Source organism: Caballeronia sp. LZ033 (genome assembly GCF_031451265.1).
GTDB lineage: Bacteria > Pseudomonadota > Gammaproteobacteria > Burkholderiales > Burkholderiaceae > Caballeronia.
This window is the reverse complement of the sequence record NZ_JARUXQ010000003.1, coordinates 1136208-1160806: the sequence shown is the minus strand read 5'-3', so window position 1 is coordinate 1160806 and position 24599 is coordinate 1136208. Positions and strand designations below refer to the sequence as shown.

General features: G+C 65.0%; 26 protein-coding genes. 18 read left to right on the top strand and 8 right to left on the bottom strand.

Annotated features, from left to right (window positions below):
- Nucleotides 1-4 precede the first annotated feature (4 nt).
- Entirely contained in the window at nt 5-373 is a 369-nt protein-coding gene (locus QCE62_RS26520; RefSeq protein ID WP_309924985.1) for a response regulator, read from the bottom strand.
- Between the two features lie 158 nt (nt 374-531).
- Nucleotides 532-1725 carry a GAF domain-containing sensor histidine kinase gene (locus tag QCE62_RS26515; RefSeq protein WP_309924984.1) on the bottom strand — a complete coding sequence of 398 codons (1194 nt, stop codon included), beginning with the start codon at nt 1723-1725 and terminating at the stop codon, nt 532-534.
- A 290-nt stretch (nt 1726-2015) separates the two neighbouring features.
- Between QCE62_RS26515 and QCE62_RS26510 the strand changes: the two genes are divergently transcribed.
- Together QCE62_RS26510 and QCE62_RS26505 are read left to right on the top strand one after the other, a co-directional pair.
- Complete coding sequence (locus QCE62_RS26510; RefSeq protein ID WP_309924983.1) at nt 2016-2429, top strand: hypothetical protein; 414 nt, start codon at nt 2016-2018, stop codon at nt 2427-2429.
- 203 nt (nt 2430-2632) lie between these two features.
- Complete coding sequence (locus QCE62_RS26505) at nt 2633-3535, top strand: fructose bisphosphate aldolase (RefSeq protein ID WP_404987443.1); 903 nt, start codon at nt 2633-2635, stop codon at nt 3533-3535.
- 30 nt (nt 3536-3565) lie between these two features.
- Here the strand turns inward: QCE62_RS26505 and QCE62_RS26500 are convergent, their stop codons facing one another.
- Entirely contained in the window at nt 3566-4798 is a 1233-nt protein-coding gene (locus QCE62_RS26500) for an FAD-dependent oxidoreductase (RefSeq protein WP_309924981.1), read from the bottom strand.
- 258 nt (nt 4799-5056) lie between these two features.
- On the opposite strand from QCE62_RS26500, the gene QCE62_RS26495 reads away from it, so the two are divergent.
- Nucleotides 5057-5359, top strand: coding sequence for a DUF4148 domain-containing protein (locus QCE62_RS26495; protein WP_309924980.1), 303 nt, complete (start codon nt 5057-5059; stop codon nt 5357-5359).
- A gap of 67 nt (nt 5360-5426) precedes the next feature.
- Here QCE62_RS26495 and QCE62_RS26490 read toward each other — a convergent pair whose 3' ends face one another.
- Nucleotides 5427-6368, bottom strand: coding sequence for a LysR family transcriptional regulator (locus QCE62_RS26490; protein WP_309924979.1), 942 nt, complete (start codon nt 6366-6368; stop codon nt 5427-5429).
- A gap of 111 nt (nt 6369-6479) precedes the next feature.
- Between QCE62_RS26490 and QCE62_RS26485 the strand changes: the two genes are divergently transcribed.
- The 8 genes from QCE62_RS26485 (at nt 6480) to QCE62_RS26450 (ending at nt 14817) form a co-directional block, all read left to right on the top strand.
- A complete protein-coding gene (locus tag QCE62_RS26485) occupies nt 6480-7991 on the top strand; it encodes a CoA-acylating methylmalonate-semialdehyde dehydrogenase (RefSeq protein ID WP_309817720.1) in 1512 nt (503 codons plus the stop codon).
- 197 nt (nt 7992-8188) lie between these two features.
- Entirely contained in the window at nt 8189-9103 is a 915-nt protein-coding gene (locus QCE62_RS26480; protein WP_309925322.1) for a LysR family transcriptional regulator, read from the top strand.
- 25 nt (nt 9104-9128) lie between these two features.
- Nucleotides 9129-10220, top strand: coding sequence for a nitronate monooxygenase (locus QCE62_RS26475; protein WP_309924978.1), 1092 nt, complete (start codon nt 9129-9131; stop codon nt 10218-10220).
- Nucleotides 10221-10336: 116 nt separating this feature from the next.
- Nucleotides 10337-11275, top strand: a complete 939-nt coding sequence (locus QCE62_RS26470; RefSeq protein ID WP_309924977.1) for a TauD/TfdA family dioxygenase — start codon at nt 10337-10339, stop codon at nt 11273-11275.
- Between the two features lie 88 nt (nt 11276-11363).
- Entirely contained in the window at nt 11364-12389 is a 1026-nt protein-coding gene (locus tag QCE62_RS26465; RefSeq protein WP_404987472.1) for an ABC transporter substrate-binding protein, read from the top strand.
- A gap of 22 nt (nt 12390-12411) precedes the next feature.
- The gene (locus QCE62_RS26460; RefSeq protein ID WP_309924975.1) at nt 12412-13236 is read left to right on the top strand and encodes an ABC transporter permease; all 825 of its coding nucleotides are present in this window, start codon (nt 12412-12414) and stop codon (nt 13234-13236) included.
- A gap of 10 nt (nt 13237-13246) precedes the next feature.
- A complete protein-coding gene (locus tag QCE62_RS26455) occupies nt 13247-14035 on the top strand; it encodes an ABC transporter permease (RefSeq protein ID WP_309924974.1) in 789 nt (262 codons plus the stop codon).
- A gap of 11 nt (nt 14036-14046) precedes the next feature.
- Nucleotides 14047-14817 carry an ABC transporter ATP-binding protein gene (locus QCE62_RS26450; protein ID WP_309924973.1) on the top strand — a complete coding sequence of 257 codons (771 nt, stop codon included), beginning with the start codon at nt 14047-14049 and terminating at the stop codon, nt 14815-14817.
- A gap of 3 nt (nt 14818-14820) precedes the next feature.
- Here QCE62_RS26450 and QCE62_RS26445 read toward each other — a convergent pair whose 3' ends face one another.
- The 4 genes from QCE62_RS26445 to QCE62_RS26430 form a co-directional block, all read right to left on the bottom strand.
- The gene (locus QCE62_RS26445; protein WP_309924972.1) at nt 14821-15207 is read right to left on the bottom strand and encodes an ester cyclase; all 387 of its coding nucleotides are present in this window, start codon (nt 15205-15207) and stop codon (nt 14821-14823) included.
- Nucleotides 15208-15229: 22 nt separating this feature from the next.
- Nucleotides 15230-15841: a 3-isopropylmalate dehydratase small subunit gene (gene leuD, locus QCE62_RS26440; protein WP_309924971.1), complete on the bottom strand. Its 612-nt coding sequence runs from the start codon at nt 15839-15841 to the stop codon at nt 15230-15232.
- A complete protein-coding gene (leuC, locus tag QCE62_RS26435) occupies nt 15838-17232 on the bottom strand; it encodes a 3-isopropylmalate dehydratase large subunit (RefSeq protein WP_309924970.1) in 1395 nt (464 codons plus the stop codon). Before leuC ends, leuD begins: the two co-directional genes overlap by 4 nt.
- Nucleotides 17233-17300: 68 nt before the next feature.
- Complete coding sequence (locus QCE62_RS26430) at nt 17301-18029, bottom strand: GntR family transcriptional regulator (RefSeq protein WP_309924969.1); 729 nt, start codon at nt 18027-18029, stop codon at nt 17301-17303.
- A gap of 107 nt (nt 18030-18136) precedes the next feature.
- Between QCE62_RS26430 and QCE62_RS26425 the strand changes: the two genes are divergently transcribed.
- From QCE62_RS26425 to QCE62_RS26395, 7 genes are read left to right on the top strand one after another with little or no spacing between them, the layout of a single operon-like run.
- Nucleotides 18137-19096, top strand: coding sequence for an ABC transporter substrate-binding protein (locus QCE62_RS26425; RefSeq protein WP_309924968.1), 960 nt, complete (start codon nt 18137-18139; stop codon nt 19094-19096).
- Complete coding sequence (locus QCE62_RS26420) at nt 19093-19845, top strand: ABC transporter permease (RefSeq protein ID WP_309924967.1); 753 nt, start codon at nt 19093-19095, stop codon at nt 19843-19845. Before QCE62_RS26425 ends, QCE62_RS26420 begins: the two co-directional genes overlap by 4 nt.
- A 48-nt stretch (nt 19846-19893) precedes the next feature.
- Nucleotides 19894-20694 (top strand): ABC transporter ATP-binding protein, encoded by an 801-nt coding sequence (locus QCE62_RS26415; protein ID WP_309817681.1) that lies wholly within the window; start codon nt 19894-19896, stop codon nt 20692-20694.
- Nucleotides 20691-21530, top strand: a complete 840-nt coding sequence (locus QCE62_RS26410) for an ABC transporter permease (RefSeq protein WP_309924966.1) — start codon at nt 20691-20693, stop codon at nt 21528-21530. Before QCE62_RS26415 ends, QCE62_RS26410 begins: the two co-directional genes overlap by 4 nt.
- Complete coding sequence (locus QCE62_RS26405; RefSeq protein WP_309924964.1) at nt 21527-22423, top strand: isocitrate lyase/phosphoenolpyruvate mutase family protein; 897 nt, start codon at nt 21527-21529, stop codon at nt 22421-22423. Before QCE62_RS26410 ends, QCE62_RS26405 begins: the two co-directional genes overlap by 4 nt.
- 33 nt (nt 22424-22456) lie before the next feature.
- The gene (locus tag QCE62_RS26400) at nt 22457-23452 is read left to right on the top strand and encodes a DUF6282 family protein (protein WP_309924963.1); all 996 of its coding nucleotides are present in this window, start codon (nt 22457-22459) and stop codon (nt 23450-23452) included.
- A 33-nt stretch (nt 23453-23485) separates the two neighbouring features.
- On the top strand, nt 23486-24577 hold the full coding sequence (locus QCE62_RS26395; protein ID WP_309924961.1) for a TauD/TfdA family dioxygenase: 1092 nt from the start codon (nt 23486-23488) through the stop codon (nt 24575-24577).
- The last annotated feature ends 22 nt before the right edge of the window (nt 24578-24599 follow it).

Here is a 24599-nt window from a genome sequence, read left to right as displayed (position 1 = left end):
TTCGCTAACTCGCCGAAGCGTCCGGAACGAAATGCCGTAACAGCGGCGCAAGGATCGCGGAGTCCGTTGGTTTTGCGCAGAAAGCGTCGAAGCCCGCGTGCTTCGCGCGTTCGAGGTCGGACGCCGATGACGCCGCCGAGTGCGCGATCAATACGGTATCCGACGTGCTCGCGTTGGCCCGCAGTTGCGCGGCGACTTCCAGTCCCGACATATCCGGCATCCAGATGTCCAGCAGCACGATCTGCGGGCGCCATTGACCGATGGTGTCGATCGCACGGCGTCCGCTGTAGACGGCATTCGAATCGAATCCGCCGATGGCCAGCACCATGCTGATCGCGTCCGCGGTATCCGTGAAGTCGTCGACAACGAGCACGCGCGGGGCATCGAGCGCATCTTTTATCCGGCGCGTCCAGATGACGCATTGTGGGTTTGCTGCCTGGCCGTTCATGCTGCGTGGCGTCCTCATCGTACTGTCGGGCTGGAAAAACAATCTATCGTCCATGAGCGCATGGTTCGGACCTGATCCCGTCATCATGCAACCAGCGGGATGCGTGCGGTGAAACACGTGCCGTTCGCCTGCGACGAACACGCCTCGATCGTTCCCTTGTGTGCGTTGACGACCTGCTGACAGATATACAGCCCGAGACCCAGACCTTCGCCGGGCGTCTTGTTCGCCGCGCGCCAATACGGTTCGAACACTTTCGCGAGCGACTCCTCCGCGATGGAATCGCCTTGATTCGCTACCTCGATGACCAGATGGGTCGCATCCGTGATGGCCGACACGCGCACGGGCGCATCGGAGCTGCCGTGGGTCACGGCGTTGGCGAGCAGATTCGCGAGGAGTTGCTGCAGACGCGCCGGATCGCAATCGACGGGACGCTCGATGGCCAGTGTCGCGAAGATCTTCCGGTCTTCGTTGGCCTGCGTGATCTCGTTGACGACCGTCTGCAGGTACGGGCCGAGATTCTCCACCCGTTCGATACGCGCGGGAATGCCGTTGCCCAGCCGGCCGCGCGCGAAGTCCATGATGTCGTCGATGAGCTTCGACATGCGGGAAGCGCTCGACCTCAGGCGCTTTGCCACCGCGGTCATGTCGGGCGACTCCGCCTTGAGTTGCAGGTATTCCGCGCTCGCGCTGATCGCCGCCAGCGGACTGCGCAAGTCATGACCGAGCACCGCGATGAATTGCTCGCGGAGCTTCGAACTTTCGCGCTCGCTGGAAAGCAGATTCTCGGTGGACCACTGCCGCTTGTCGCTGTCCAGTTGCAACGCGATGAGATTGGCGAAGACTTCGAACATGCGGACCACGCGCGGATCGGTCACGTGCATGGGCCGGCTGTCGATTGCACAGAGATTGCCGAAGTACTCGCCGTCCGGCAGCACGATGGGCACGGAGATATAGCTGCGCAGCTTGTAGAGGGTCGGCGTGTGATGCCCGCCATAGCGGGTATCGGTGTCGAAATCGTCGACGATGATCGGGACACGAGCCTCACGGGACTCATGACACAGCGTCGTGTGAAGGTCGAGCTGGCCGCCGGGCTGCAAGCCGAAACTGATGTTGTCCTTCACCGCACAAGCGGTCCAGGTCAGGTCGCTGACTCGCGCAACGGCGGCGAAGCCCATGCCGGATTCACTGCAGATCATCTCGAGCATCGAAGGCACCGCATTGATGCGGGCCACCGCGCCAAGATCCCGCAGGATCAATTCTCTCGACTCGTGTTCCATTCGCTTGATGGTTGCTGTGGGTAAGGCTCGCAAGACAGCAGCGAACTGATGAGGTGCCCGGATGATGCCGCTCCGGCTGGCGCAATTGCAAGCAATACAACATGCCGGCAGCGGAAACACGGTCATCAAGCGCACGTTGTGCGCGGGCTAAGCGAATCCCATGCGCAAGGCAAGCGTTTTTTGTGCGATTTGTTGAGCGTCTTTCGTCTGCTTGTTGTGACGCGACAACGGTAAAACGTTTGGCGGCGGGCTAACATCGTCGGCACCTCATCGCTCATAAGAGGACATTCGTGAGCACGGGCCAAGACGATCTCGAAACATGGAAGCGCCGCCGCACCGCGGAACTGGCGTTCGAACTGGCCGATACCGGCCGCTATGAAAACTTCACCGACATCGCTTATGCGCTGCAATTCGAGCGCGGCATGTCGAGTGCGCAGGCCTTGATCGACGACTCCGAGATACGCCGCCAGCTCAACGCGCGTTGCGGCGACGCCAGGGAAAGACTCGCGCCGGTTCCCGAGCCTGAAGTGACGGCACCGGCGCCATCGAGCGAAACGCTCAGCGTCACGTCGAACGATCATGCGGAACTCCCGCAAGCAGCTGATTTCGCGCACGCGCCTTCGGTCCTGCGTCGAGCCATGCGATTCTGGCGCACAGGCGTCAAGCCCGTCGTGGCAAGCGATCTCGAATCGGCCGCCTCCTGAGCCTCATCGCGCGACAAAATCACTGAAGCAAGTGCGCTAACGCACGATAGCGGCCCTTTCGCGGCCGCTTTGCTCACGAAAGGCGGCTTCGCGCGCCTTTTCCATCCGTCAAAACCATTACACTTGAGGAAGTTGAACCATAAGCCCGGGTAAAGGCGTGAATTCGAATGCGCCGAACCCGGTGTTTGAACTTCGAGGAGGAAATGTTCGTGGCTAACGAAAAGATGCTCGCGCAAATGGCTGAGAAGAATGGTTTCATCGCCGCTCTGGATCAGAGCGGCGGTTCGACGCCGGGCGCGCTCAAGCAATATGGCATTCCGGAAGACGCCTATGACGGCGACGCCGAAATGTTCAAGCTGATGCACGAAATGCGGGTGCGCATCATGACGGCGCCTTCGTTCACGGGCCAGAAAGTGATCGGCGCCATTCTGTTCGAGCGCACGATGGACGGCGAAGCCGGCGGCAAGCCGGTGCCGACGTTCCTGTGGGAAGACCGCGGCATCGTGCCGTTCCTGAAGGTCGACAAGGGTCTGGAGGCGGAAGCGGACGGCGTGCAGGTGATGAAGCCGATCCCCGGTCTCGATGAACTGCTCGCGCGCGCGGCGAAGCTGGGTGTGTTCGGCACGAAGATGCGCTCGGTGATCCATCAGGCCGACGCAAAGGGCATCGCCGCTGTGTCGAAACAGCAGTTCGAAGTTGGCGCACAAATCATCAAGCATGGTCTCGTGCCGATCCTCGAACCCGAAGTCTCGATCAAGAGCCCGGACAAGAAGGGCGCGGAAAAGATCCTGCGCGACGAACTGCTCAAGGGTCTCGACGCACTGCCTGAATCCAGCCAGGTGATGATCAAGCTGACCATCCCGGACGAAGCGGACTTCTATCGTCCGCTGATCGAGCATCCGCGTGTCGTGCGTGTGGTGGCGCTGTCGGGCGGCTATACGCGTACCGACGCCTGCAAGAAGCTCGCGGAGAACCACGGCATGATCGCGAGTTTCTCGCGCGCGCTCATCAACGAGCTGAAGAAGTCGATGAGCGACAGCGAGTTCGACAAGACGCTCGAAGAGTCGATCAACGAGATCTACGACGCGTCCGTGCAGAAGGTCTGACGCTTCCCAGCTTCACCGCATCGCAGCGAGTCAGCTGCGATGCGTCGGCGGCGGCGTCTGCACCACGGGCGCCGCCGCCTGAAACAGCGCCTCGCGCGTGCCGTTCCTCGGCGGATAAATGCGCTCGCCGTTGATCGTGCGCTTCGTCTGCTTGGCCGCCTCGCCTTGCGAGACGAGCTGCCTGTCCCATCCCTCCGTATAGACCGCGCCCCACGGCCCGAGATCGCAGATGGTCGTGTACCAGTCGATCGACAGCGGCAACATCTCGATACCGAACAGATCGCACACGGCGTTGTGCCCGGCATAGCGTCCCATCGGCCGGCCATGCTGGCACGACATGACCGAAGGCCGTGTGCCGTCGATCAGCACGCGCGCGCAGTCGCCCGCCGCGAACACGCCGGGCACGCCTTCCGCGCGCAGGAAGGTATCGACGGGCACGCGGCCGAGCGGATCGAGCGTCACCGGTAGCTGCGCCGCCAGCGCATTCGCATGCATGCCGCCGCACCAGATGACCGTCGCGGCCTCGATGGTTTCGCGCGAGCCAGCTTGCGTGAGCGTGACGCCCCGTTCATCGACTGATTCCAGCGACACACCCGGCCGCAACTCGACTTCCAGCGTGTTCAACGCGTTTTCGATGACCGGCTGCGCGCCGCCCATCGCCTGGGCGATTCGCGTCGAACGATCCGCGAGCACCACGCGTACGCGGCCGCGTTCGCCTTCCGTGACGATCTCGCGCAGCCGCGCAGGCAGTTCCGCCGCGAGTTCGATGCCCGTCAGACCCGCGCCGATCACCACCGCCGTGTAGCGGCCGGGCGTATCGGGCAGCGCGGGCAGCGTCAGCAGATGCGCCTGCAGACGGCACGCGCCGGCGTAGGTATCGACATCGAAGGAATGGTGGTCGAGACCGGGAATCGGCGGGCGCACCAGCACGCTGCCCGCGGCCAGGATCAGCCGGTCGTAGTCGAGCGTCTCGGACGCGCCGTCATGCGCGACGGTTACGCGCCGGTTCGGGCTGTCGATGTCCGTCACCTTCGCCTGGATCAGGCGCACGCCCGCCGGACCGAGCACGGTATCGAGCGGGACGAGCGTGGGATCGAGCGGCTGCTCGTAGTTGCGCACCCGCACGCTGTGGAAGGGCGCCGGATTGACGATGGCCACTTCGGTCTCGCCGGCGACGGGGCCCATTTCATCGAGCTTGCGCGCGGCGGACAGCGCGCTCCACAGACCCGCGAAACCCGCGCCGATTACCAGGATGCGCTTCAAGGCGATTCTCCTGTCTAAACGATCGTTCGCACCAAAGGCCATCTTCGTTTTTCTTTATAGCCGATATGGAGCGCCGTCGTCCGGCTTCGCATGTGCCCGGATTAGTCGGCTTTTTGCCAAAAGTGATTTCGCAGATTAGGTATTTACCCTAGATGGAGGGATCCCTAAACTTGCCTCAACGGTCGCAAACGAAGCAGCAAGTCAGGCAAAGGCAGCGTGAGCGACAACCCAAAAACTCAAGGTACGGAGGAATGAATCATGAACAAGCTCATCGGTATTGCAGCGGTCGCTCTCGCTTTCGCCGCTCCGGTCGCATCTTTCGCGCAATCGAACCAACCCGTGACGCGCGCTGAAGTCCGCGCACAGATCGTTCAACTGGAAAAGGCAGGCTACAACCCGGGCGTCGTCAACGACACCACGTATCCCGCCGACATCCAGGCAGCCGAAGCGCGTGTCGCAGCGCAAAGCGCCTACGGCGGTGTGGCGGACGGCGGCTCGCAATCGGGCGCACGTGTCACTGCGATTCAAAACGACGTGACGTCGACGTTCGCGCATCACTAAGCAAGCAGCCTCATCAAGCAACGCGCCCGCAACCATGCGGGCGCGTTTGCATTCAGGCGTTCGTAAATCAAAGCGGAAACCCGCCCGAAAAGGTCTCGCGCAAATACCCGATGAACAACGCGACGGCCCGCGGCACATGCGGCGAATAAGGCCGCACCACGAAAAGCTGATCCGCGAACGCGCCGACCGGACGCCATTCCGGCAGCAGCACCACCAGCTTGCCCGTCTGCACCGCCGCCTGCGCAGTGAAGTCCGGCAGCAACGCGATGCCCAGGTCATCGAGCGCGGCGTCGCGCAACACCTCGCTGTTATTGGCTTCGAACGGTCCGCTGACGGCCAGCGTGTGCGGCCCCGCCGAACTCTTGCGGCCGCCCTTGCGCTGAAACGACCAGATACTCGCAGACTGCGCGCGCGGATAGACGAGACAGTCGTGCGTGGCGAGATCGTTCGGCGTCTGCGGCGTGCCGCGCCGCTTGAGATAGGCGCGGGTGGCAACGATCACCGAATAGGTATCGCACAGTTTCCAGGCCACGTGCGTGTCGGGGACCTGCGCGCTATGACGCACCGCGAGATCGAAACCCTCGGTGGCGATGGAACTGAGCCGGTCGGCGGCTTCCAGCTGCACGCGCACTTCGGGATGCGCATGCAGGAACCCCGACATCTTCGGCACGAGTTGCTGGCGTGAAAACGCCATGGGCGCGGTCATCCGGATCAGCCCGCGCGCGACGCCCGCCATCTCCCTTACGCTCAGAAAGCTCGACGCGATGTGCTGATACTGCTCGCGCGTGTCGTCGACGAGCCGGCGGCCCGCCTCGGTGAAGCGCACGCTGCGCGTGGTGCGGGTGACGAGCGGCACGCCCGCCGCGCGCTCCAGTTCCGCGATGCGCTGGCTCATGGCCGCCTTCGAGACATTCAGGCGGGCGGCCGCCGCCGTGTAGCTGCCCTGTTCCGCGAGCACCGTGAGCCAGTGCAAATGGGTCCAGAGAGCCTCGATCTTTTGCTCTTCCATCTGCTCATTGTTTGCCAGAATAAACAATGAGTTCAATCATAGCGTCTTTGCGCGGAGCCCGATGCTTCCTACACTGTGACCATTGCCCAAACATTCAGTGAAGGAGACGAGATGCAAGCGTTCAACGATACCGCCGACGTGGTCCATTACATCCACGGTCAACGGACGAACGGCTCGGCCACGCGCACGCAGCCGGTCTTCAACCCCGCAACGGGCGAACGTCCGCGCAAGCTCGTGCTCGGCGAAGCCGCCGACGTGGACGCTGCGGTCGCCAGCGCGAAGCAGGCGTTCCCGGCCTGGCGCGACATGCCGCCCATCCGCCGCGCGCGCGTCATGCTCAAGTTCCTGGAGCTGATGAACAAGCATCGCGACGAACTCGCGGCCATCATCACCGCCGAGCACGGCAAGGTGTTCTCGGATGCGCAGGGCGAGGTGTCGCGCGGTATCGACGTGATCGAATTCGCCTGCGGCATTCCGCAACTGCTGAAGGGCGACTACACCGAACAGGTGTCCACCGGCATCGACAACTGGACCACGCGCCAGCCGCTCGGCATCGTCGCGGGCATTACGCCGTTCAACTTCCCGTGCATGGTGCCGTGCTGGATGTTCCCGGTCGCCATCGCGGCAGGCAATGCGTTCATCCTGAAGCCAAGCGAGCGCGATCCGTCGGCGTCGCTGTTCATGGCCGAGCTGCTCAAGCAAGCCGGCTTGCCGGACGGCATCTTCAACGTCGTGCAGGGGGACAAGGTCGTCGTCGATGCGCTGCTCACGCACCCGCAAGTGAAGGCGATCAGCTTCGTCGGTTCGACGCCGATCGCCAACTACATCTACGAAACGGGCGCGAAGCACGGCAAGCGCGTGCAGGCGCTCGGCGGCGCGAAGAATCACATGGTCGTGATGCCGGATGCGGATCTCGACCAGGCTGTCGATGCGTTGATCGGCGCGGGCTACGGCTCGGCGGGCGAGCGCTGCATGGCCATTTCGGTGGCGGTGCTGGTGGGCGATGTCGCGGACAAGATCGTGCCGCGCCTCGCCGAGCGCGCGCAGCAGCTCAAGATCAAGAACGGCATGGAAGACGATGCCGAAATGGGCCCGATCGTCACGCGTCAGGCGCTGGAGCGCATCGAAGGCTATATCGCGATGGGCGTGGACGAAGGCGCGAAGCTGGTCGTCGATGGCCGGGGTTTCAAGGTTCCCGGCCATGAGGACGGCTTCTTCACGGGCGGCACGCTGTTCGACCACGTGACGCCGGAAATGCGCATCTACAAGGAAGAGATCTTCGGACCGGTGCTCGCCTGCGTGCGCGTGAAGGACTTCAGCGAAGCCGTGGATCTGGTCAACGAGCACGAGTTCGGCAATGGCGTGGCCTGCTACACGCGCGATGGTCACATTGCGCGCGAGTTCGGACGCCGCATCGAGGTGGGCATGGTGGGCATCAACGTGCCGATTCCGGTGCCGATGGCATGGCATGGTTTCGGCGGCTGGAAGCGCAGTCTCTTCGGCGACATGCACGCGTACGGCGAGGAAGGCGTGCGTTTCTACACGAAGCAGAAGTCGATCATGCAGCGCTGGCCCGAAAGCACCGAGAAGGGCGCCGAATTCGCGATGCCGACCGCGAAGTAAGGCATCGCCTGCCATTCCGATGGCACGCTTGCAAGCAACGCCCGCTTTCTCCTGACCGGACAAGCGGGCTTTTTTTCGGCTTGAACCGGCGCATCTGTTCCGCGCAGTCACAAGTCAAATGCATGCGCGTCGATTGACTCGCGGGCCGCGCATGGCGAAGATGCAGCACAGTGAACCGGGACATAGTGTCCACCGACATGCAGCGGCAATTCGACGACCTTCTTCTTGGCAGCATCGAGCTGTTCTGCCTCGCGGCTGAACTCGGCAGTTTCACGCTGGCCGCGACGGCTGCGAGCGTCACGCCTGCTGCCGTGAGCCGTGCCGTCGCGCGGCTGGAAAAGCGCCTCGACGTGCGGCTGTTCGTGCGCACGACGCGCCAGATCCGCCTGACCGATGCCGGCCGCCGTTACTTCGAGCAATGCCGCGACGCGCTGAATCGTCTGGCCGAAGCCGAGCGCGAAGCCACCGGCCAGCAGACCACGCCCAAGGGCGTGTTGCGCATCAGCATGCCGACGCCTTACGGGCACTTCCGCATGCTGCCCATCCTTGCGGAATTCCGCGCGCGTTATCCCGATGTCACGGTGGAAGCGCATCTGAGCAACCGCAATATCGACTTCGCCGAGGAAGGCTTCGATCTCGCGATCCGTGGCCGCGCACCGCGCGACTCCAACCTGATCGCGCGCAAGCTCGAGGACGCGGAACTCGTGATCGTCGCTTCGCCCGCTTATCTGAAGCGGGCGGGTGTGCCGCATACCATCGAGGATCTGCGTCATCACGACTGCATCCAGTTCGAGATGCCGAGCACCGGCCGGTCCGTGCCGTGGCGCTTCATGCAGAACGGCGAGGCCGTGGAGATGGTGGTGGAAGCCGTCTATGGTACGTCCGGCGACGCGCTCGCGGGCATTCCGCTCGCGCTGCACGGCGCGGGATTGTTCCAGACCTACCGCTTCGCGGTGGCCGAGGAACTGCGCGCGGGCACGCTCGTCGAAGTGCTGCGCGAGGCCGGCGGAAGCAGCCGGCCATTCATCCTGCTTTATCCGCACGGCAGGCATCTGTCGTCGCGCGTGCGGGCGTTCGTCGACTTCGTCGTCGAGAAGCTCGGCACGCGCTGAATGCAACCTTCAAGGGACGATCAACATGAGCACGAACCCATTGACATCGCTACTCGGCATCCGGACGCCGATCATCCAGGCGCCGATGGCCGGCGTCAGTACGCCCGCGCTGGCCGCGGCGGTATCGGAAGCCGGCGGGCTGGGCTCGCTCGGCGTCGGCGCGATGAACGCGGAAGGCGCACGCAAGGTCATTCGCGAGACCCGTGCACTGACCGCCAGGCCCTTCAACGTCAATGTCTTTTGTCACGCGCCGTCCACCGCCAACGTGGCGGTGGAGAAGGCATGGACCGACTGGCTCGCGCCGGTGTTCGCGCAATACGGCGCGACGCCGCCCGCCACGCTGAGCGAGATCTACACGAGCTTTGTCGTCGATGAAGCGATGCTCCAGGTTTTCGTCGAAGAGAAGCCGGCAGTGGCGAGTTTCCATTTCGGGCTGCCGTCGCAGCGTGCGATCGACGCCTTGCGCGGCGCGGGCATCAAACTGATTGCATCCGCAACCAGTTTGCGGGAAGCCGAACAGGTGGCGAAGGCGGGCGTGGACGCCATCGTGGCGCAGGGGATCGAGGCAGGCGGGCATCGCGGCCTCTTCGATCCCGCCGGAGAAGACGACAAGCTCGGCGTGCTGGCGCTCACGCGTCTCCTCGTGCGCGCTTTCGACCTTCCCGTGATCGCCGCAGGCGGCATCATGGACGGCGCGGGCATCGCGGCGGCGCTGGCGCTGGGCGCGCAGGCGGCGCAACTCGGCACGGCCTTCGTGCCGTGCAGGGAGACGTCGATCGATGCGGGCTACCGGCGCGCCCTGCTGAGCGATGCGGCGCGCCGCACGACCTTCACCACCGCGATCTCGGGACGCGAGGCGCGCAGCCTCGTCAACCGCTTCACCGAACTCGGCCGCAGCGCGCAGGCGCCCGCGATTCCCGACTATCCGGTCACCTACGACGCCGGCAAGGCGCTGCATGCGGCCGCGAAGGCGCAGGGCGAGTTCGGCTATGGCGCGCAATGGGCGGGACAGGCGGCCGCGCTGGTGCGCGAACTGCCGGCAGCCGAACTGATGGCGCGGCTTGAAGAGGAGTTGCAGGAAAGCATCGCGGGCCTGCGTCAATATGAATCGCGCTGATCGCTGTAAAGCTTAGTCGAAACGCTTCGTTGGTCGAATGTGCTGTCGATGCTTCAATGATTCCGTCGCGCTGAACGCGGCTGCATCCGACAAACGCAACCCAACGGAGTGTCCCGATGTCCACGAGCCCCACACTCGCCGCCGAGGCCGCGCGCGAACCCGTCACGTCGAATGAACCGTTCCAGGTGCGTCCCATAGGCGGACGCATCGGTGCTGAAGTGCGCGGCGTGACGCTGTCCGCCGACCTCGACGATGCCGCCATCGGCGCCATCAACCAGGCGCTGCTACGATACAAGGTGCTGTTCTTCCGCGGCCAGTCGCATCTCGACGACGCCGCGCAGGAAGCCTTCGCCGCGCGCTTCGGCGAGACGGTGGCGCATCCGACGGTGCCTTCGCGCGCGGGCAGCAGCCGCTTGCTCGAGCTCGATTCGAAACACGGGACGCGCGCGAACTCCTGGCATACCGACGTGACCTTCGTCGATGCCTATCCGAAGATCTCCATCCTGCGCGGCGTGGTGATTCCGCCCGCCGGCGGCGACACGGTCTGGGCCAACACGGCGGCCGCCTACGACAACCTGCCGCCACCGCTGCGCGCGCTCGCCGACGCATTATGGGCGCTGCATTCCAACGCCTATGACTACGCCGCGACACGCAACGTGCCCGACACCGATTCCGAGCGCGCGTATCGCAGGCAGTTCACCTCGACGCTCTATGAGACCGAGCATCCGGTCGTGCGCGTGCATCCGGAGACAGGCGAACGCACGCTTGTGCTGGGTCACTTCGTGCAGCGCTTCATCGGCTTGTCGCAGCGCGATTCGGACCGGCTGGCCGAACTCTTTCACGATCACGTCACGCGTCTGGAGAACACCGTCCGCTGGCGCTGGACGCAAGGCGATGTCGCGATCTGGGACAACCGCGCGACCCAACATTACGCGGTGGCGGACTATGGCGACGCGCATCGCGTCGTGCGCCGCGCGACGGTTCATGGCGACGTGCCCGTGGGCATCGACGGACGCCGCAGCCGCATCGTCAAGCAGGAAACGCGCGCCGCCTGACGCGCTTCGCCTCGCGCCATCGCCGCGTCAACCCTTCTTCAGCCTGAGCAAGATGACCTCACGATTCAAGTTTGTCGCCTTCACGGCGATGCTGTTCGCCGTGTTCAACGGTTCTGCGCAAGCCGCCGATCCCGCCGTGGTCCGCATCGGCGTGGCGCAACAGGGCAGCGGCGATCCACCCACGTTCGGCGGTTCACCGGCCGCGACCGCGCAGTTGCAGCATCGCGTGGAAGATGCGTTGTCCGGGCAGGCCAAGGTTCAATGGCTGTTCTTCAAGGGCGCGGGGCCGGCCGTCAACGAGGCGCTCGCGAACCAGCAGATCGACTTCGCTTATCAAGGCGATCTGCCTTCAGTGCTGGGCCGCGCGAACGGCTTGAAGACGCATCTGCTGCTGGCGTCGAACGTGCGCACGGGCGTGTATCTGGCCGTGCCGCCGGATTCCGGCATCAAGAGCGTGAAGGACCTGAAAGGCAAGCGCGTCGGCCTGTTTCGCGGGACCAATCTGCAACTCGTGGCCGACAACGTCCTCAAGGAAAACGGCCTGAGCGAACGCGATCTGCGCGTCATCAATCTCGACACGGCTGCCGCACAGGCGGCGCTGGCGTCGAAGGGCGTCGATGCGGTGTTTCTCGACTACTCGCTGTTCAAGCTGCAGCGCCAAGGGCTGGCGAAGATCGTCTACGCATCGCGCGATGACGGCGTGCAGCTCACGCGGCAGGCGCACTTGCTGGTACTCGACGACTACGAGCAGAAGCACCCCGAGATCGTGCAGAAAGTGGTGACGGCGGTCGTGCAGGCGGCGCAATGGTCATCCGACGAGGCCAACCGCGATGCGCTCTTCACGCTGTGGGCGAAGAGCGGCGTGCCGACCGAATCATGGCAGGCGGAGTACGCGAAGCAGCCGTTGAAGGACCGCATGTCGCCGCTGATCGATCCGTTCCTGGTCGCGCGCTACCAGTCCGTCGCCGACGATGCGCTGCGCCTCAACCTGATCCGTCAGCCCGTGAGCGTGAATGGCTGGTTCGAGCCGAAGTATCTCGACCAGGCGTTGAAGTCGCTGAAGCTCGAAGGGTACTGGCCGCGTTTCGATGCGGCAGGCAAACCCACCGCTTGATGCTTCGAGGAGACCAGTCAATATGGCCCGTACCCTGACCCGTGTCGCGCTGCCCGCTCTGCGCGCGCACCGGACGCTTTCGATCGACGCGCTGCGTGCCGCCGGCTGGACCGCGTTGCCCTGGCTTCTGCCCGCGAGTTGCGCGCTGCTGTGGGTGCTCGGGTCGCACTACGGATGGATCTCGGCGCAAGTGCTGCCGCCGCCCGCGCTCGTCTTCGACACGCTGGCCGCGCTGGTGAAGAGCGGCGAGTTGTGGATGCATCTGTCCGCGAGCATGACGCGCGCGGCAGTCGGCTTCGGCGGCGGCGTCGTGCTCGGCGTGCTGCTGGGCGGCGCGCTCGGTCTGTCGCGCACGCTCGAAGCGTGGGTGCTGCCGAGCTTCAACGCCATCGTGCAGGTGCCGGTGCTCGGCTGGCTGCCGTTCCTGATGATCGTCGTCGGCATCGGCGAGCCGTTGAAGTATCTGTTGATCGGCCACGCGGCGCTCGTGCCGGTCACGCTCTCCACGCTGCAAGGCTTTCGCAACACGCCGCGCGGCTTGCGAGAAGTGGCCGCGGCGTATCGCTATACGCGCTGGCAAGTGATTGCGCGCGTCACGCTGCCCGCCGCGATTCCGGTGATCGGCACCGGCGTGCGGCTCGCGTTCACGAAGGCATGGCTGACGCTGGTGGTGGTGGAACTCGTCGCGTCGTCGGAAGGGCTCGGCTATCTGATCGTCTATGGACGGCAACTGTTTCAGCTCGATCTCGTGCTGGCTTCGGTGCTGATCGTCGGCGCGATCGGCTATGTGGCGGACCGGCTGCTCACTGCGTTCGAGCGCAGGCTCCAGCGCGGCCGCGCCCACTGAGGAGAAGAACATGTCCACGCTGGAACTGGAACAGGAACCGAGTGCGGTCAAGGGCTCATGGCGCGGCGCCGTGCTGCCGGTCGCGGGACTCGCGCTGTGGTGGTGGCTCGCGCGTCACGCCCAGGCCGATCACGGCATCCTGGTCTCGCCGGCGCGCGTGTGGCAGACGGCCGTCGAGCAAACCCGCAGCGGGGCATTGATGCGTGCGCTCTCGGCCTCGCTGGCGCGCGAACTGACGGGCTTCGCCATCGGCGCGACGCTCGGACTCGTGCTCGGCGCGCTGCTCGGTGTGTCGAAGCTGGCGAATCGCGCCATCGCGCCGAGCTTCAACACGTTCAAGCAGGTCTCGCTGTTCGCGTGGATTCCGTTGATCTCCGTATGGTTCGGACTCGGCGATGTCGCGAAGGTCGTGTTCCTCTCGCTGGCGGCGCTGGTGCCGGTCGTCGTGCACACCAGCGACGGCATTCGCGCCGTGTCTCCAATGTATCTCGACGTGGCGCGCGCCTATCGCTATAACCGATTGCAGACGCTGGCGTTCGTCGTGCTGCCCGCCGCCTTGCCGTCCATTTTCACGGGCGTCTATCTCGCGCTCATCTATTCGTGGCTCGCGACGCTCGGCGCGGAATATCTGCTCGTGGCGGGCAGCGGCATCGGCAATCTGCTCGTGGACGGCAGCGAACAGTTCCGCATGGATCTCGTCGTGTTCGGCGTGATCGTGGTGGGGATCACGGGATGGGCGTTGAACGCCCTTGCGCGCGGCGTGCAGCGCCGCTGGTTCGGCGCGGCGCGTGCGGTTTGAGGAGAATGAACATGGCAAGCCTGATCGAACAGGAAAGCGGCCTGACGCTGCGGCACGTGAGCAAGCGCTTCAACGACGACACCGCGCCGCCGGTGCTGGATCGCATCGAGCTGTCGATTGCGAGCGGCGAGTTCGTGAGCATCGTCGGCGCCAGCGGCTGCGGAAAGTCGACGCTGCTGCGCCTCATCGCCGGGCTCGATCCCGCGCATGACGGCGAAATCGAGTTTGACGGAGAACGCGTCGTCACGACGGATCTGTCACGCGGCATCGTGTTCCAGGATCATCGGCTGTTTCCCTGGCTGAATGTCGCGCAGAACGTGGCGGTAGCGCTGCGCAATGCACCCCTTACACGGGTGGAGAAGGCGCGTGCGGTTGCGGAGCATGTCGCGCTCGTCGGACTCGAAGGATTTGAGCGGCACTATCCGCATCAGTTGTCGGGCGGCATGGCGCAGCGTGTGGCGATTGCGCGCGGGCTCGTCAACCGGCCGCGCTTGCTGTTGCTCGACGAACCCTTCGGCGCGCTCGACGCGCTCACGCGTTCGCGTCTGCAAGCCGAATTGCAGCGCATCTGGGCGCGTGAACGTATCACGATGGTTCTGGTGACGCACGATGTCGAAGAAGCCGTGCTGCTGTCGGACCGTATCGTCGTGATGGAGGCGCGGCCGGGACGCATCGGCGACGTGATCGATGTCACGCTGCCGAGGCCGCGCAAGCCGGGCGATCAGGGCGTCGGCAGGCTGCGCGACGAGATCGTCGGCCGGTTCTTCACGGATGGCGTCTAGAGCCTAAAGCTGCGCTTCGATCGCGGCCTTGTCGATCACCGACCAGACCTCGGCAATCTTGCCGTCGCGGAACGTATAGAAGACGTTCTCGCAGAACGTCACGCGGCGGCCGTCGAACTTCAGGCCCATGAAGTCCGCTCGCGGCGAACAGTCGAAGCGCAGACGGCTGGCGATGCGCGGCGGTTCCGCCACCAGCAACTCGATGTTGAAGCGCAGGTCGGGAATATCGCGGAAGTCCTGCTCCAGCATCCGCCGATAACCCGCCAGGCCGAACGCACGGCCGTTGTGTTGTGCGGTTTGATCGACGAAGTTGCCGAGATGGTCCCAGTCCTGTGCATTCAGACAGTCGATATACGCGCGATAGAGTGCCGAGAGTTCGTCCGGTGTCATGGTGTCGGTGTGTGCGTGAGGATCACGCCGAAGCATAAACCCATGGACGCCGCGCGCGGTCGGCGCGTTGAAACTCGGCGACGCGCGTTTCCCGCGCCACGGCCTGATCGACATCGTCCTGGCCGTTCAGCAACGCGACGCGCTGCGATTCGGGCAGGCTGAACGAAAACGGTTCGAGCCCCGGAACACGCACCTGACAGGCTTGCAGATCCACCGTCAGCAACTCGCCGCGCGCCGCGACCGGCATGATCGTGGCAATCTCTTCGGGCGCGAGCCGCACGGGCAGCACGCCGTTCTGGAAGCAGTTGTTGTAGAAGATGTCGCCGTAGCTCGACGCGATCACGCAGCGTATGCCGAACTCGTCGAGCGCCCACACGGCCATTTCGCGCGAACTGCCGCAGCCGAAATTCTTGCCGGTCACGACAATGCGCGCCTCGCGAAACGGCGGCTGGTTCAGCACGAAATCCGGGTTCTCGGTGCCGTCCGGCCGATAGCGCAGCGTCTCGAACGCCCAAGGCTGGAACTCGCCGCGCTTCAGTTGCGAGATGCGCTCGATCCGCACGATCAGGTCCGTATCGACATCATCGCGGTCGATCACCGCGGCATGTCCCGTGCACACGTCGAAGGCTTTCATGCGGCTCCCTGGATTTCGCCTGCAAGCGCCGAAGCGGCGGCGGTGGCCGGGTTGGCGAGATGGGTCATCACGCCCGGTCCCTGCCGTCCGATGAAGTTGCGGTTCGACGTGGACACGCAGCGTTCGCCGCTGGCGCCGAGATCGCCGTTGGCGCCGACGCACATCGAGCAGCCCGGCTCGCGCCATTCGAAGCCCGCGTCGCGGAAAATCTGGTCGAGTCCTTCGCGTTCGGCCTGTTGGCGCACCGGCAGCGAGCCCGGCACGACCCACGCGTTCACGTGCTTCGCCACGCGCGCACCGCGCACCACTTGCGCGGCGGCGCGCAGATCGGAGATGCGGCTGTTCGCACACGAGCCGATGAACACCCGGTCGATACGCGTGCCCTCCATGCGCTGCAAGGGCTTGAGCTTCATGTAGCCAAGCGCGGCTTCCGATTGCGCGCGCCGTTGCGGGTTCGGTTCGGCGGCGGGATCGGGCACATAGCCGTCGATGCACACCACCTGCTCGGGCGTCGTGCCCCAGGTGATCTGCGCATCGATGCCTTCGATATCGACGTCCACGTCCTTGTCGAAGATCGCGTCGGCGTCGGTTGCCAGTTGACGCCAGGTGGCGACGGCGGTGTCGAATGCATCGCCCTGCGGCGCGAAGGGACGGCCGCGCAGATAGTCGAAGGTGACGTCGTCGGGCGCGATCATGCCGAGACGCGCGCCCATTTCAATCGCGAGATTGCAGAGCGTCATGCGCGCTTCCATGTCGAAGCCGCGCACTGCGTCGCCGGCGAATTCGAGCGCGTGACCCACCGCGCCCGCCACGCCCAGCTTGCCGATCACATGCAGGATGACGTCCTTGGCCGTCGCGCGCCGCGCGGGCCTGCCGCGCAGCGTGACGCGCATGCGTGCGGGCTTGCGCTGGCGCAAGGTCTGGCTCGCCAGCACCTGCACCTGTTCCGACAAGCCGATGCCCCAGCCCATCGCACCAAATGCGCCATGCGTGCAGGTATGGCTGTCGCCGCAGACGAGCGTGGTGCCGGGCAACGTCAAGCCTTGTTCCGGCGCAATGACGTGGACGATGCCCTGGCGCGCGTCGTCCAGATCGAAGCGCTCGATCTTCAGACGCTGTGTCTGCTCGCGGAACGCCTCGACCATTTCGGTGGCCCACGGCTGGTCGCCGGCACGGCGTCCCGGCGCGCTCGATATCACGTGATCCGGCGTCGCGAAGGTCAGCTTCGCGTCGCGCACGCCGAGCCCGCGCCGCTCCAGTACGCGGATCGCTTCGACGGCGGTCAGTTCATGCAGCAGATGGCGATCGATATGCAGGACCGTGGTGCCGTCGCTCAATTCCTCGACGACGTGCGCATTCCAGACCTTGTCGAACATCGTTTGCGCGCTCATTCTTCGCCATCCTGATGAGTTGTTATGTGGGATGTCATGGTTGTCTCCTCCTCCTTCAGACTGCGATCTCAGCTCAGCGGCGCACCCAGGCCCGCGAGCGCGGGCAGTTGCAGGATCAGGTCGGCGGAATGCCAGAGATGGCGCTTCATGGCCTGATAGGCCATGTCCGCATTGCCCGCGAGGATGCCCTCGGCGATGTCCTCATGTTCCGCGAGCGCGTTCTTCATCATCTGCGCGCTGCCGATCTGCTGGCGCAACTGGATCATGAAAACCGGCAGCTGATATTTGTCGATCAGTTCGCCCAGTTGCGGATTGCCGCACATGTGCACGATTTCCTGATGGAACGCCCGGTTGTCGACGATGAAACGCTGGAAGTCCGGCCGGTCGTTGTGCACGCGGCCCTGCTCCAGCACCGCGACCAAGCGCGCGCGGTTGTCGCCGACATCGATGTTCTGCGCCGCCACGCGGGCCGCATAGCCTTCCAGCGCCTCGCGAATCTGATAGACGTGCGCTACTTCCGCCGCCGACAGACTGCGCACCACCGCGCCGCGATTCGGCACGACATCGATCAGACCGTCCGCTTCCAGCCGGCGGAACGCTTCACGCAGCGAACCACGGCTGATGCCGAGCTGCTCGACGATGTCGCGTGAAATCAGCCGCTGGCCCGGCACGAGCCGGCCTTCGAGGATGCGGCTTTTCAGTTCGGCCGCGATGCGCTCGACGGTTTCGCCCGAGCGGCCGGCACTTTCGATGTCGGCTTCGGCAGCGGCGGGAAGGGGGATATGAGGGAAGTCCATGAGCGGATTGTCCAACAGTTTCCGTTGACGCGCCATACGTTTTAACATTTAATTCAAACAAAAGTGTTCGACACTTTGATCCACAACACTACAAATTCGGAGACAACATGAAGGGTTTGATGCGCTTGGGCGCGGTGGCGCTGGCGGTATCGGGGTGGATGTGCGCGGCGGGCGCGTATGCGGCGGACGTGGTGCGTATCGGCGGGACGAGCAATTACGGGCCGGTGCTGCCCGTGATGGCCGCCCAGGAGCTCAAGCTGTTCGACAAGGTCGGCGTGCAGACGCAGTTCACCGGCTTTCCCGGCGGCGCGGCCTGCATGGAGGCGCTGGCCGCCAACGAAGTGGATATCGTCAATTTCTTTCCGCCGGGCCTCGCGCTGGCGAAGAAGCGCGGCGTGAAGGCGACCATCGTCGGTGCGGATTCGCTGACGCCGCGCGGCTGGGACGTGATCGTCAAGAAGGATTCGCCGCTCAAGACCGTCAAGGATCTCGCGGGCAAGAAGGTGGGCATCTCGGCCACCGGCTCGACGACCGACTTCTTCGGACTGTGGGCGGCCAACGAAGCGGGCGCGCCGGTGAACCGCATTCCGGTGGGCGGTCCGGGCATGGTGCCGAACCTGCTGTCGGGCAACGTGGATGCGATCGTCGCGTATCCGCCGCTCAGCTACAAGGTGTTGCAGGCGGGCACGGGCCGCAGTCTGGTCGATTTCGGCAAGGCCATGCCGGCCAACGTGCCCGACGTGTGGATGGCCTCCGACGACATCCTCGCGAAGAATCCCGACGGCGTGAAGAAGACGCTGATCGCGCTGTACAGCGCGGTGGTCTACATGCAGGCGCACCCCGAGTGGACGATTGCGTTCATCCAGAAGCAGACCGGCCTGCCGCCGGAAATCGCCAAGCTCGAATACGACAACACCATCAAGGGCCTCTCGCCTGACGGTTCGATCAAGGCCGAATGGGTCGAGGAATCGCTCAAGCTCGCGAAGCTCGCCGGCATGAACGACACGCCGCCCGCGAAGGACCTGTTCACCACGCGCTTCGTGCCGGTGAAGACGGTGACGCCATGAGCCCCTGGGCACGACGTCTCACGCAGGCGGCGATCATCGCGGGCTTCGTGCTCGCGTGGCATTTGACGGTGGCGGGCCGCTTCGTCGATCCGATGCTGCTTCCCGGGCCCGCCGAAGTCTTCGCGCGCATGATCCATCTGCTCGGCGATGCGCAATCGCTGCATCACCTCGGCGTGACGCTCGGCGAGGTGATGCTGGCGGTGGTGCTGGTCACGCCGGTGGGCATCGCGCTGGGTCTGTTCCTCGGCGAGAACGCGTACTGGGGCGCGGCCTTCCGGCCGCTGTTCTACTTCATGTCGAGCGTGCCGAAGTCGGTGTTCCTGCCGGTCTTCATTCTCGCGCTCGGCATGGGCTTCTCGCAGAAGGTGGCGTTCGGCATGTTCCAGGCGATCTTCGTGCTGGTGGTCGCGGCCATCGCGGCGGCGCAGAGCGTGCCGGTGGACTACGTGCGCACGGCCCGTTCGTTCGGCGCGACGCGTGCGCAGATCTATCGCCATGTGTATCTGCCCGCGATGCTCCCGGTGATTCTCGAAGGCCTGCGCCTCGGCATGATCTTCAACATCACCGGCGTGCTGTTCGCGGAGATGTACGTGTCGCGCGCCGGGCTGGGCTACCTGATCGCCAACTGGGGCATGAACTTCGACATCGTCAGCCTGCTGGCGGGCATCGTCCTCGCGAGCCTCGTGTCGATCATGGTGAACGAAGCACTGCGCTGGTACGAGCATCGGGTCGGCGCCTGGCGCGGCTGACGCGCGGCTCAGGAAATCCGCACAACCCCACGACCACACACAATTCGCATGAGCACACCGAACGCACTCTCTCGCAACGAGACCGCCGCGCTGCACATCGACGGCGTGTCGCAAACCTATCAATCGAAGAGCGGGCCGGTCCACGCGCTCGACGACGTATCGTTCAGCATTGACAACGGCAAGTTCATCGGCCTGGTCGGTCCCAGCGGCTGCGGCAAGTCCTCGCTGCTGATGATGATGGCCGGCCTGCTCGCGCCGAGCGCGGGCTGCATCCGCGTGGGCGAGCGGCGCATCACGCAGCCGGAGCCGGAGGAAATCGGCGTCGTGTTCCAGGAGTCGAGCCTGCTGCCGTGGAAGACCGCGCTGGAGAACGTGGAGTTTCCGCTGGAACTGCGCGGCATCGACGTGGCGACGCGCCGGCCGCTCGCGCGCGAGATGCTGGCGCGCGTCGGGCTGAAGGACTTCCTCGACCGCCGTCCGCACGAACTGTCCGGGGGCATGAAGCAGCGCGTGGCGATTGCGCGCGGCTTCTGTCAGAACCCGCGCGTGCTGCTGATGGACGAACCGTTCGCCGCCCTCGATGAACAGACGCGTCTCTCGCTCGGCGACGAACTGCTGTCCATCTGGGAGCAGCATCGCAAGACCGTGGTATTCGTCACGCACAGCCTCACGGAAGCGGTCTATCTGTGCGATGAAGTCGTGGTCATGGCGGCGCGTCCGGGGCGCGTCATCAAGCGCATCCAGATCGACCTGCCGCGTCCGCGCACCTTCAAGACGATGGCGACCGCGCGTTTCGGCGAACTGCGCGACGAGATCTGGGAACTGATCCGTACCGTGGAGCACGCATGATCTCGCAGCCCCTGGTCCGCACGAAGCACGCGCCCGCCGCCGCAGAAGCAGCAGCCGAACGCGCGCCGCGCCGTCCCGCGTTGAGTGCAGCGGCGCTGCGGCTCGTCTGCATCGTGTTGCTGCTCGCCTTCTGGGAACTGGCGCCGCGTCTCGGCTGGGTGCCCGAAGTGATGCTCGCGCCACTGTCGTCGACCCTCGTGGCCGGTTTCGACAACGGGCCGATGTTCGCAATGAACCTCGCGTCCACGGTGGCCGAGATGGCGGCCGCGCTGGCCATCGTGTTCGTGGTGGGCGGCGCGTGCGGGCTCTTGCTCGGCAGCGTGGCCGCGCTGCGCGACACGCTGTTGCCGCTGGCGTCGTCGTTGTATGCGGTGCCGCTCGTGATCCTCTATCCGCTGCTGACGGCGTGGATCGGCATCGGCATGGAATCGAAGATCGTGTTCGGCGCGGTCTACGGCTTCTTTCCGATGCTGCTCGCCACCGCCGCCGGCGTGCGCACGGTGGACCGGCAACTGCTCGTGGCGGCGCGCAGCATGGGCGCGCGCCGCATGCAGCTGGTGCGGCACGTGATGCTGCCCGCCGCGGTGCCTTCGGTGCTGTCGGGCATGCGTCTCGGCAGCGCGATGACGGCCATCGGCGTGGTGGTCGCGGAGATGATGGCCGCGACCTCGGGCATCGGCTTCGTCATCACGCAGAACCGCACGCTCTTCAATACCCCCAACGTCTATTTCGGCGTGCTGCTCGTGCTGGTGCTCGCCGTGGCCCTCGATCAGCTCGTCAATTTCCTGCAACGGATCGCGTCGCGGCGCTATCCCCAACCTGAAAACAAGTCATGAAATCTGCATCGCATGCCAGCGTGTTGCGCGAACGCCTGCAACGGAAGGACATCGTCGTGGTGCCGGGCGGCGGCTCGCCGCTGGAAATCCGCATGATCGCGCGCGCGGGTTTCGAAGCCGCGTATCTCAGCGGCTATGCCACGGCGGCGTCGCGCTACGGCGTGCCGGACATCGGGCTGGTTGCGTACGGCGAGATCGAGAACGCCGTGCTCGCCACGACGCGCGTCGCCGACGTGCCGCTGATCGTCGATTGCGACACCGGCTACGGCGACGTCACCAACATGATCCGCACCGTGCAGGGCATGGAGCGCCTGGGCGTGGCCGCGATCCAGATCGAGGATCAGGCCTGGCCGAAGCGCTGCGGCCACATGGACGCGAAGATCGTCGAGTCGCGCGAGGTGGCGTTGCGCAAGCTGCGCGCCGCGCTCGAAGCACGCAACGATCCCGGCACCGTGATCATCGCGCGCACCGATGCACGCGGTCCGCACGGGCTGGACGAAGCGCTCGAACGCTGCCGCATGTTCCGCGATGCGGGCGCGGATGTCGTGTTCGTCGACGGACCGCAGTCGCTCGAGGAACTCGAGATCATCGGACGCGAACTGGCGGGCGGGCCGCTGGTCGCGAACATGTCGGAATCAGGGCTGACGCCGCTGCTTTCCGCGGCGGAACTGCAGGAGCTTGGCTTTGCCATCGCGCTGTTCCCGAGCAGCACGGTGCGCCTGACCGTGCGCATCGTCGAGGACTTTCTCGCCGATCTCAAGCATAGCGGCGACTCGCGCGCATGGGTCGATCGCATGGCGAGCCTCGCGCAGACCAACAGCGCGCTCGGCATCGAGACGATGCGCGAGTTCGAGGCCCACATTCTCGCGGACGTGAAGAAGCGTCTCGCGTAACGCACGTAGCGAACGATACTGGAGACCCCACGCATGACATCGAACTACTATCCGTATCCGCCGGGCGGCGCCACCGCCACTGACCGCATCCTGAAGGGCGCCATCGACCTGCATCATCACGGCTTCCCGGAGATCAGCTTCGAGGCGAAGACGCGTCTGGAAGACATCGACGAGATGTCGATCGCACGCAATGCCGGCATGCTCGGCATCGTGCTGAAGTCGCACATGTTCCCGACCGTGGGCCGCGCGTATCACCTGAGCAACCTGGTGCCGGGCATCGAGATCTTCCCGAGCATCACGCTGAATTACGCGGTGGGCGGGCTCAATCCGCTGGCGATCGAAAGCGCGGCGAAGCAGGGCGCCAAGGTCGTGTTCATGCCGACCTGGAGCGCCGAGCATGACATCGAGCGCGGCGGCATGAGCCGGCATCTGCGGCATTTCCTCGACCGCGCGGAAGGCACGTTGCGGCCGGGCAAGGGCATCCGCCTGACGGGTTCCAACGGCAAGCTGCTGCAGGAAACCCGCGAGTGTCTCGACTGCGCGCGCCAGTACGGCATGACCATCTGCACGGGACACGTTTCGCCGACGGAGTCGATCGCGCTCGCTTTGGAAGCGAAGGACTACGGCATCAACGAAGTGATCTTCTCGCATCCGGACAGCAACTCGGTGGGCGCGAACCGCCAGGAAATCCGCGACATGTGCGCGCTCGGCGCGGTGTGCGAGTTCTGCGCGCTCGGCTGCCTGCCGCCGCTGATGCGCATGAAGCCGAAGGACTTCGCCGATGTGGTGGGCGATATCGGCGAGGACAAGGTCATCCTGACGACGGACTACTTCTTCGAATGGTCGCCGCCGGGTCCGGAGACCATGCGCATGCTGATCGGCACGTTCCTCGCACTGGGCATGTCCGAGACGGCGGTGCGCAAGATGGTGCGCGAGAATCCGGCGCGCATGCTCGGCATGGACGCGGACCGGCTCGCGAAGCTCGACGCCGAACAGGACGCGTACCGTGCGGCACAGATCGAGCTTTGAGCGAACGTAGACCGATAAAAGGAGACGAGCTTCATGATTCAGCAGGTTGCAAGCCGCGCGGGCTGGAAAGGACCGGACCTCGCGCAGACCGAGGCGTGGTTTCATCATTTGTCGGACGACGCCATCGCCGATTTCGAAACGGCGATGCGCACGGCGGTGGCATCGGGCAAGGATCTGTTCGATCTGGGCGTGGAAGACTTTCCGCTCGGCGCCGCCGGCCGCGCCGCGCTCGCTGTCGTGCATGACGAGACCCAGCAGGGACTCGGCGTGATGGTGTTGCGCGGCTTTCCGGTGGGGCGTCATGAGCCGGCGCATCTGCGCCTGCTGTTCTGGGGGCTCGGCCTGCACATGGGCGTGCCGCGTCCGCAGGGCAAGCAGAGCCAGTTCATGTCCGACGTCACCGATGCCGGCGGCACCTACCGCAGCACCACGGGCCGCGGCTACAACACGAACTCGAAGCTCGACTTCCATGCGGACAATGCGGACATCGTCGGGCTCATGTGCGTGAACGCGGCGAAGCGCGGCGGCGAGAGCCTGATCGCGAGTTCGGTGCATGCCCATAACGTGATGCTTCAGGAACGTCCCGATCTCGTCGCGGTGCTGTACGAGCCGTTCATCTTCAGCCGGCAGGGCGAGCAGGCGCCGGAGGAAGGGCTGTGGTACGAGTCGCCGGTGTTCTCGGTGACGGAAGGGCACTTTGCGTGCCGTCATGTGCGCAACCATATCAAGGGCGCGCAGGACGGCTTTCCCGACTTGCCGCGCCTGACGCAGGCACAAATCGAGGCGCTCGATCTCTTCGACGAAATCCTCGCGCGCGAGGACGTGCGCTTCTCGATGCATCTCGAGCCCGGCGACATGCAGTTCCTCAACAACCATACGCAACTGCATTCGCGCACCAGCTACGAAGACTGGCCGGAACCGGGGCGGCGCCGTCTGCTGTATCGTCTATGGCTGGCGATCCCGGATGCGCAGCCGCTCGCTCCGGGCCTCCTGCCGACCTACAAGGACGTGGCGAGCAAGGCGGTGCGCGGCGGTTTTCGCGGCGTGAACATCACGGAGGCGACGCGCGCGTTCGAGGCGCGCATCGCCGCGCATCACGAGATGGCGATGCGCATTTACGACTAGCGCGGGTGCGTGGTTGAGTGGC

Coding starts and splice junctions, on each gene's coding strand:
- QCE62_RS26425 (WP_309924968.1), top strand. CDS start 18,137: ATGAAGGGTTTGATGCGCTTGGGCGCGGTGGCGCTGGCGGTATCGGGG.
- leuC (WP_309924970.1), bottom strand. CDS start 17,232: ATGAGCGCGCAAACGATGTTCGACAAGGTCTGGAATGCGCACGTCGTC.
- QCE62_RS26455 (WP_309924974.1), top strand. CDS start 13,247: ATGTCCACGCTGGAACTGGAACAGGAACCGAGTGCGGTCAAGGGCTCA.
- QCE62_RS26430 (WP_309924969.1), bottom strand. CDS start 18,029: ATGGACTTCCCTCATATCCCCCTTCCCGCCGCTGCCGAAGCCGACATC.
- QCE62_RS26505 (WP_404987443.1), top strand. CDS start 2,633: ATGTTCGTGGCTAACGAAAAGATGCTCGCGCAAATGGCTGAGAAGAAT.
- QCE62_RS26495 (WP_309924980.1), top strand. CDS start 5,057: ATGAACAAGCTCATCGGTATTGCAGCGGTCGCTCTCGCTTTCGCCGCT.
- QCE62_RS26450 (WP_309924973.1), top strand. CDS start 14,047: ATGGCAAGCCTGATCGAACAGGAAAGCGGCCTGACGCTGCGGCACGTG.
- QCE62_RS26480 (WP_309925322.1), top strand. CDS start 8,189: ATGCAGCGGCAATTCGACGACCTTCTTCTTGGCAGCATCGAGCTGTTC.
- QCE62_RS26470 (WP_309924977.1), top strand. CDS start 10,337: ATGTCCACGAGCCCCACACTCGCCGCCGAGGCCGCGCGCGAACCCGTC.
- QCE62_RS26485 (WP_309817720.1), top strand. CDS start 6,480: ATGCAAGCGTTCAACGATACCGCCGACGTGGTCCATTACATCCACGGT.
- QCE62_RS26515 (WP_309924984.1), bottom strand. CDS start 1,725: ATGGAACACGAGTCGAGAGAATTGATCCTGCGGGATCTTGGCGCGGTG.
- QCE62_RS26405 (WP_309924964.1), top strand. CDS start 21,527: ATGAAATCTGCATCGCATGCCAGCGTGTTGCGCGAACGCCTGCAACGG.
- QCE62_RS26400 (WP_309924963.1), top strand. CDS start 22,457: ATGACATCGAACTACTATCCGTATCCGCCGGGCGGCGCCACCGCCACT.
- QCE62_RS26420 (WP_309924967.1), top strand. CDS start 19,093: ATGAGCCCCTGGGCACGACGTCTCACGCAGGCGGCGATCATCGCGGGC.
- QCE62_RS26460 (WP_309924975.1), top strand. CDS start 12,412: ATGGCCCGTACCCTGACCCGTGTCGCGCTGCCCGCTCTGCGCGCGCAC.
- QCE62_RS26395 (WP_309924961.1), top strand. CDS start 23,486: ATGATTCAGCAGGTTGCAAGCCGCGCGGGCTGGAAAGGACCGGACCTC.
- QCE62_RS26475 (WP_309924978.1), top strand. CDS start 9,129: ATGAGCACGAACCCATTGACATCGCTACTCGGCATCCGGACGCCGATC.
- QCE62_RS26445 (WP_309924972.1), bottom strand. CDS start 15,207: ATGACACCGGACGAACTCTCGGCACTCTATCGCGCGTATATCGACTGT.
- QCE62_RS26465 (WP_404987472.1), top strand. CDS start 11,364: ATGCTGTTCGCCGTGTTCAACGGTTCTGCGCAAGCCGCCGATCCCGCC.
- QCE62_RS26415 (WP_309817681.1), top strand. CDS start 19,894: ATGAGCACACCGAACGCACTCTCTCGCAACGAGACCGCCGCGCTGCAC.
- QCE62_RS26490 (WP_309924979.1), bottom strand. CDS start 6,368: ATGGAAGAGCAAAAGATCGAGGCTCTCTGGACCCATTTGCACTGGCTC.
- QCE62_RS26410 (WP_309924966.1), top strand. CDS start 20,691: ATGATCTCGCAGCCCCTGGTCCGCACGAAGCACGCGCCCGCCGCCGCA.
- leuD (WP_309924971.1), bottom strand. CDS start 15,841: ATGAAAGCCTTCGACGTGTGCACGGGACATGCCGCGGTGATCGACCGC.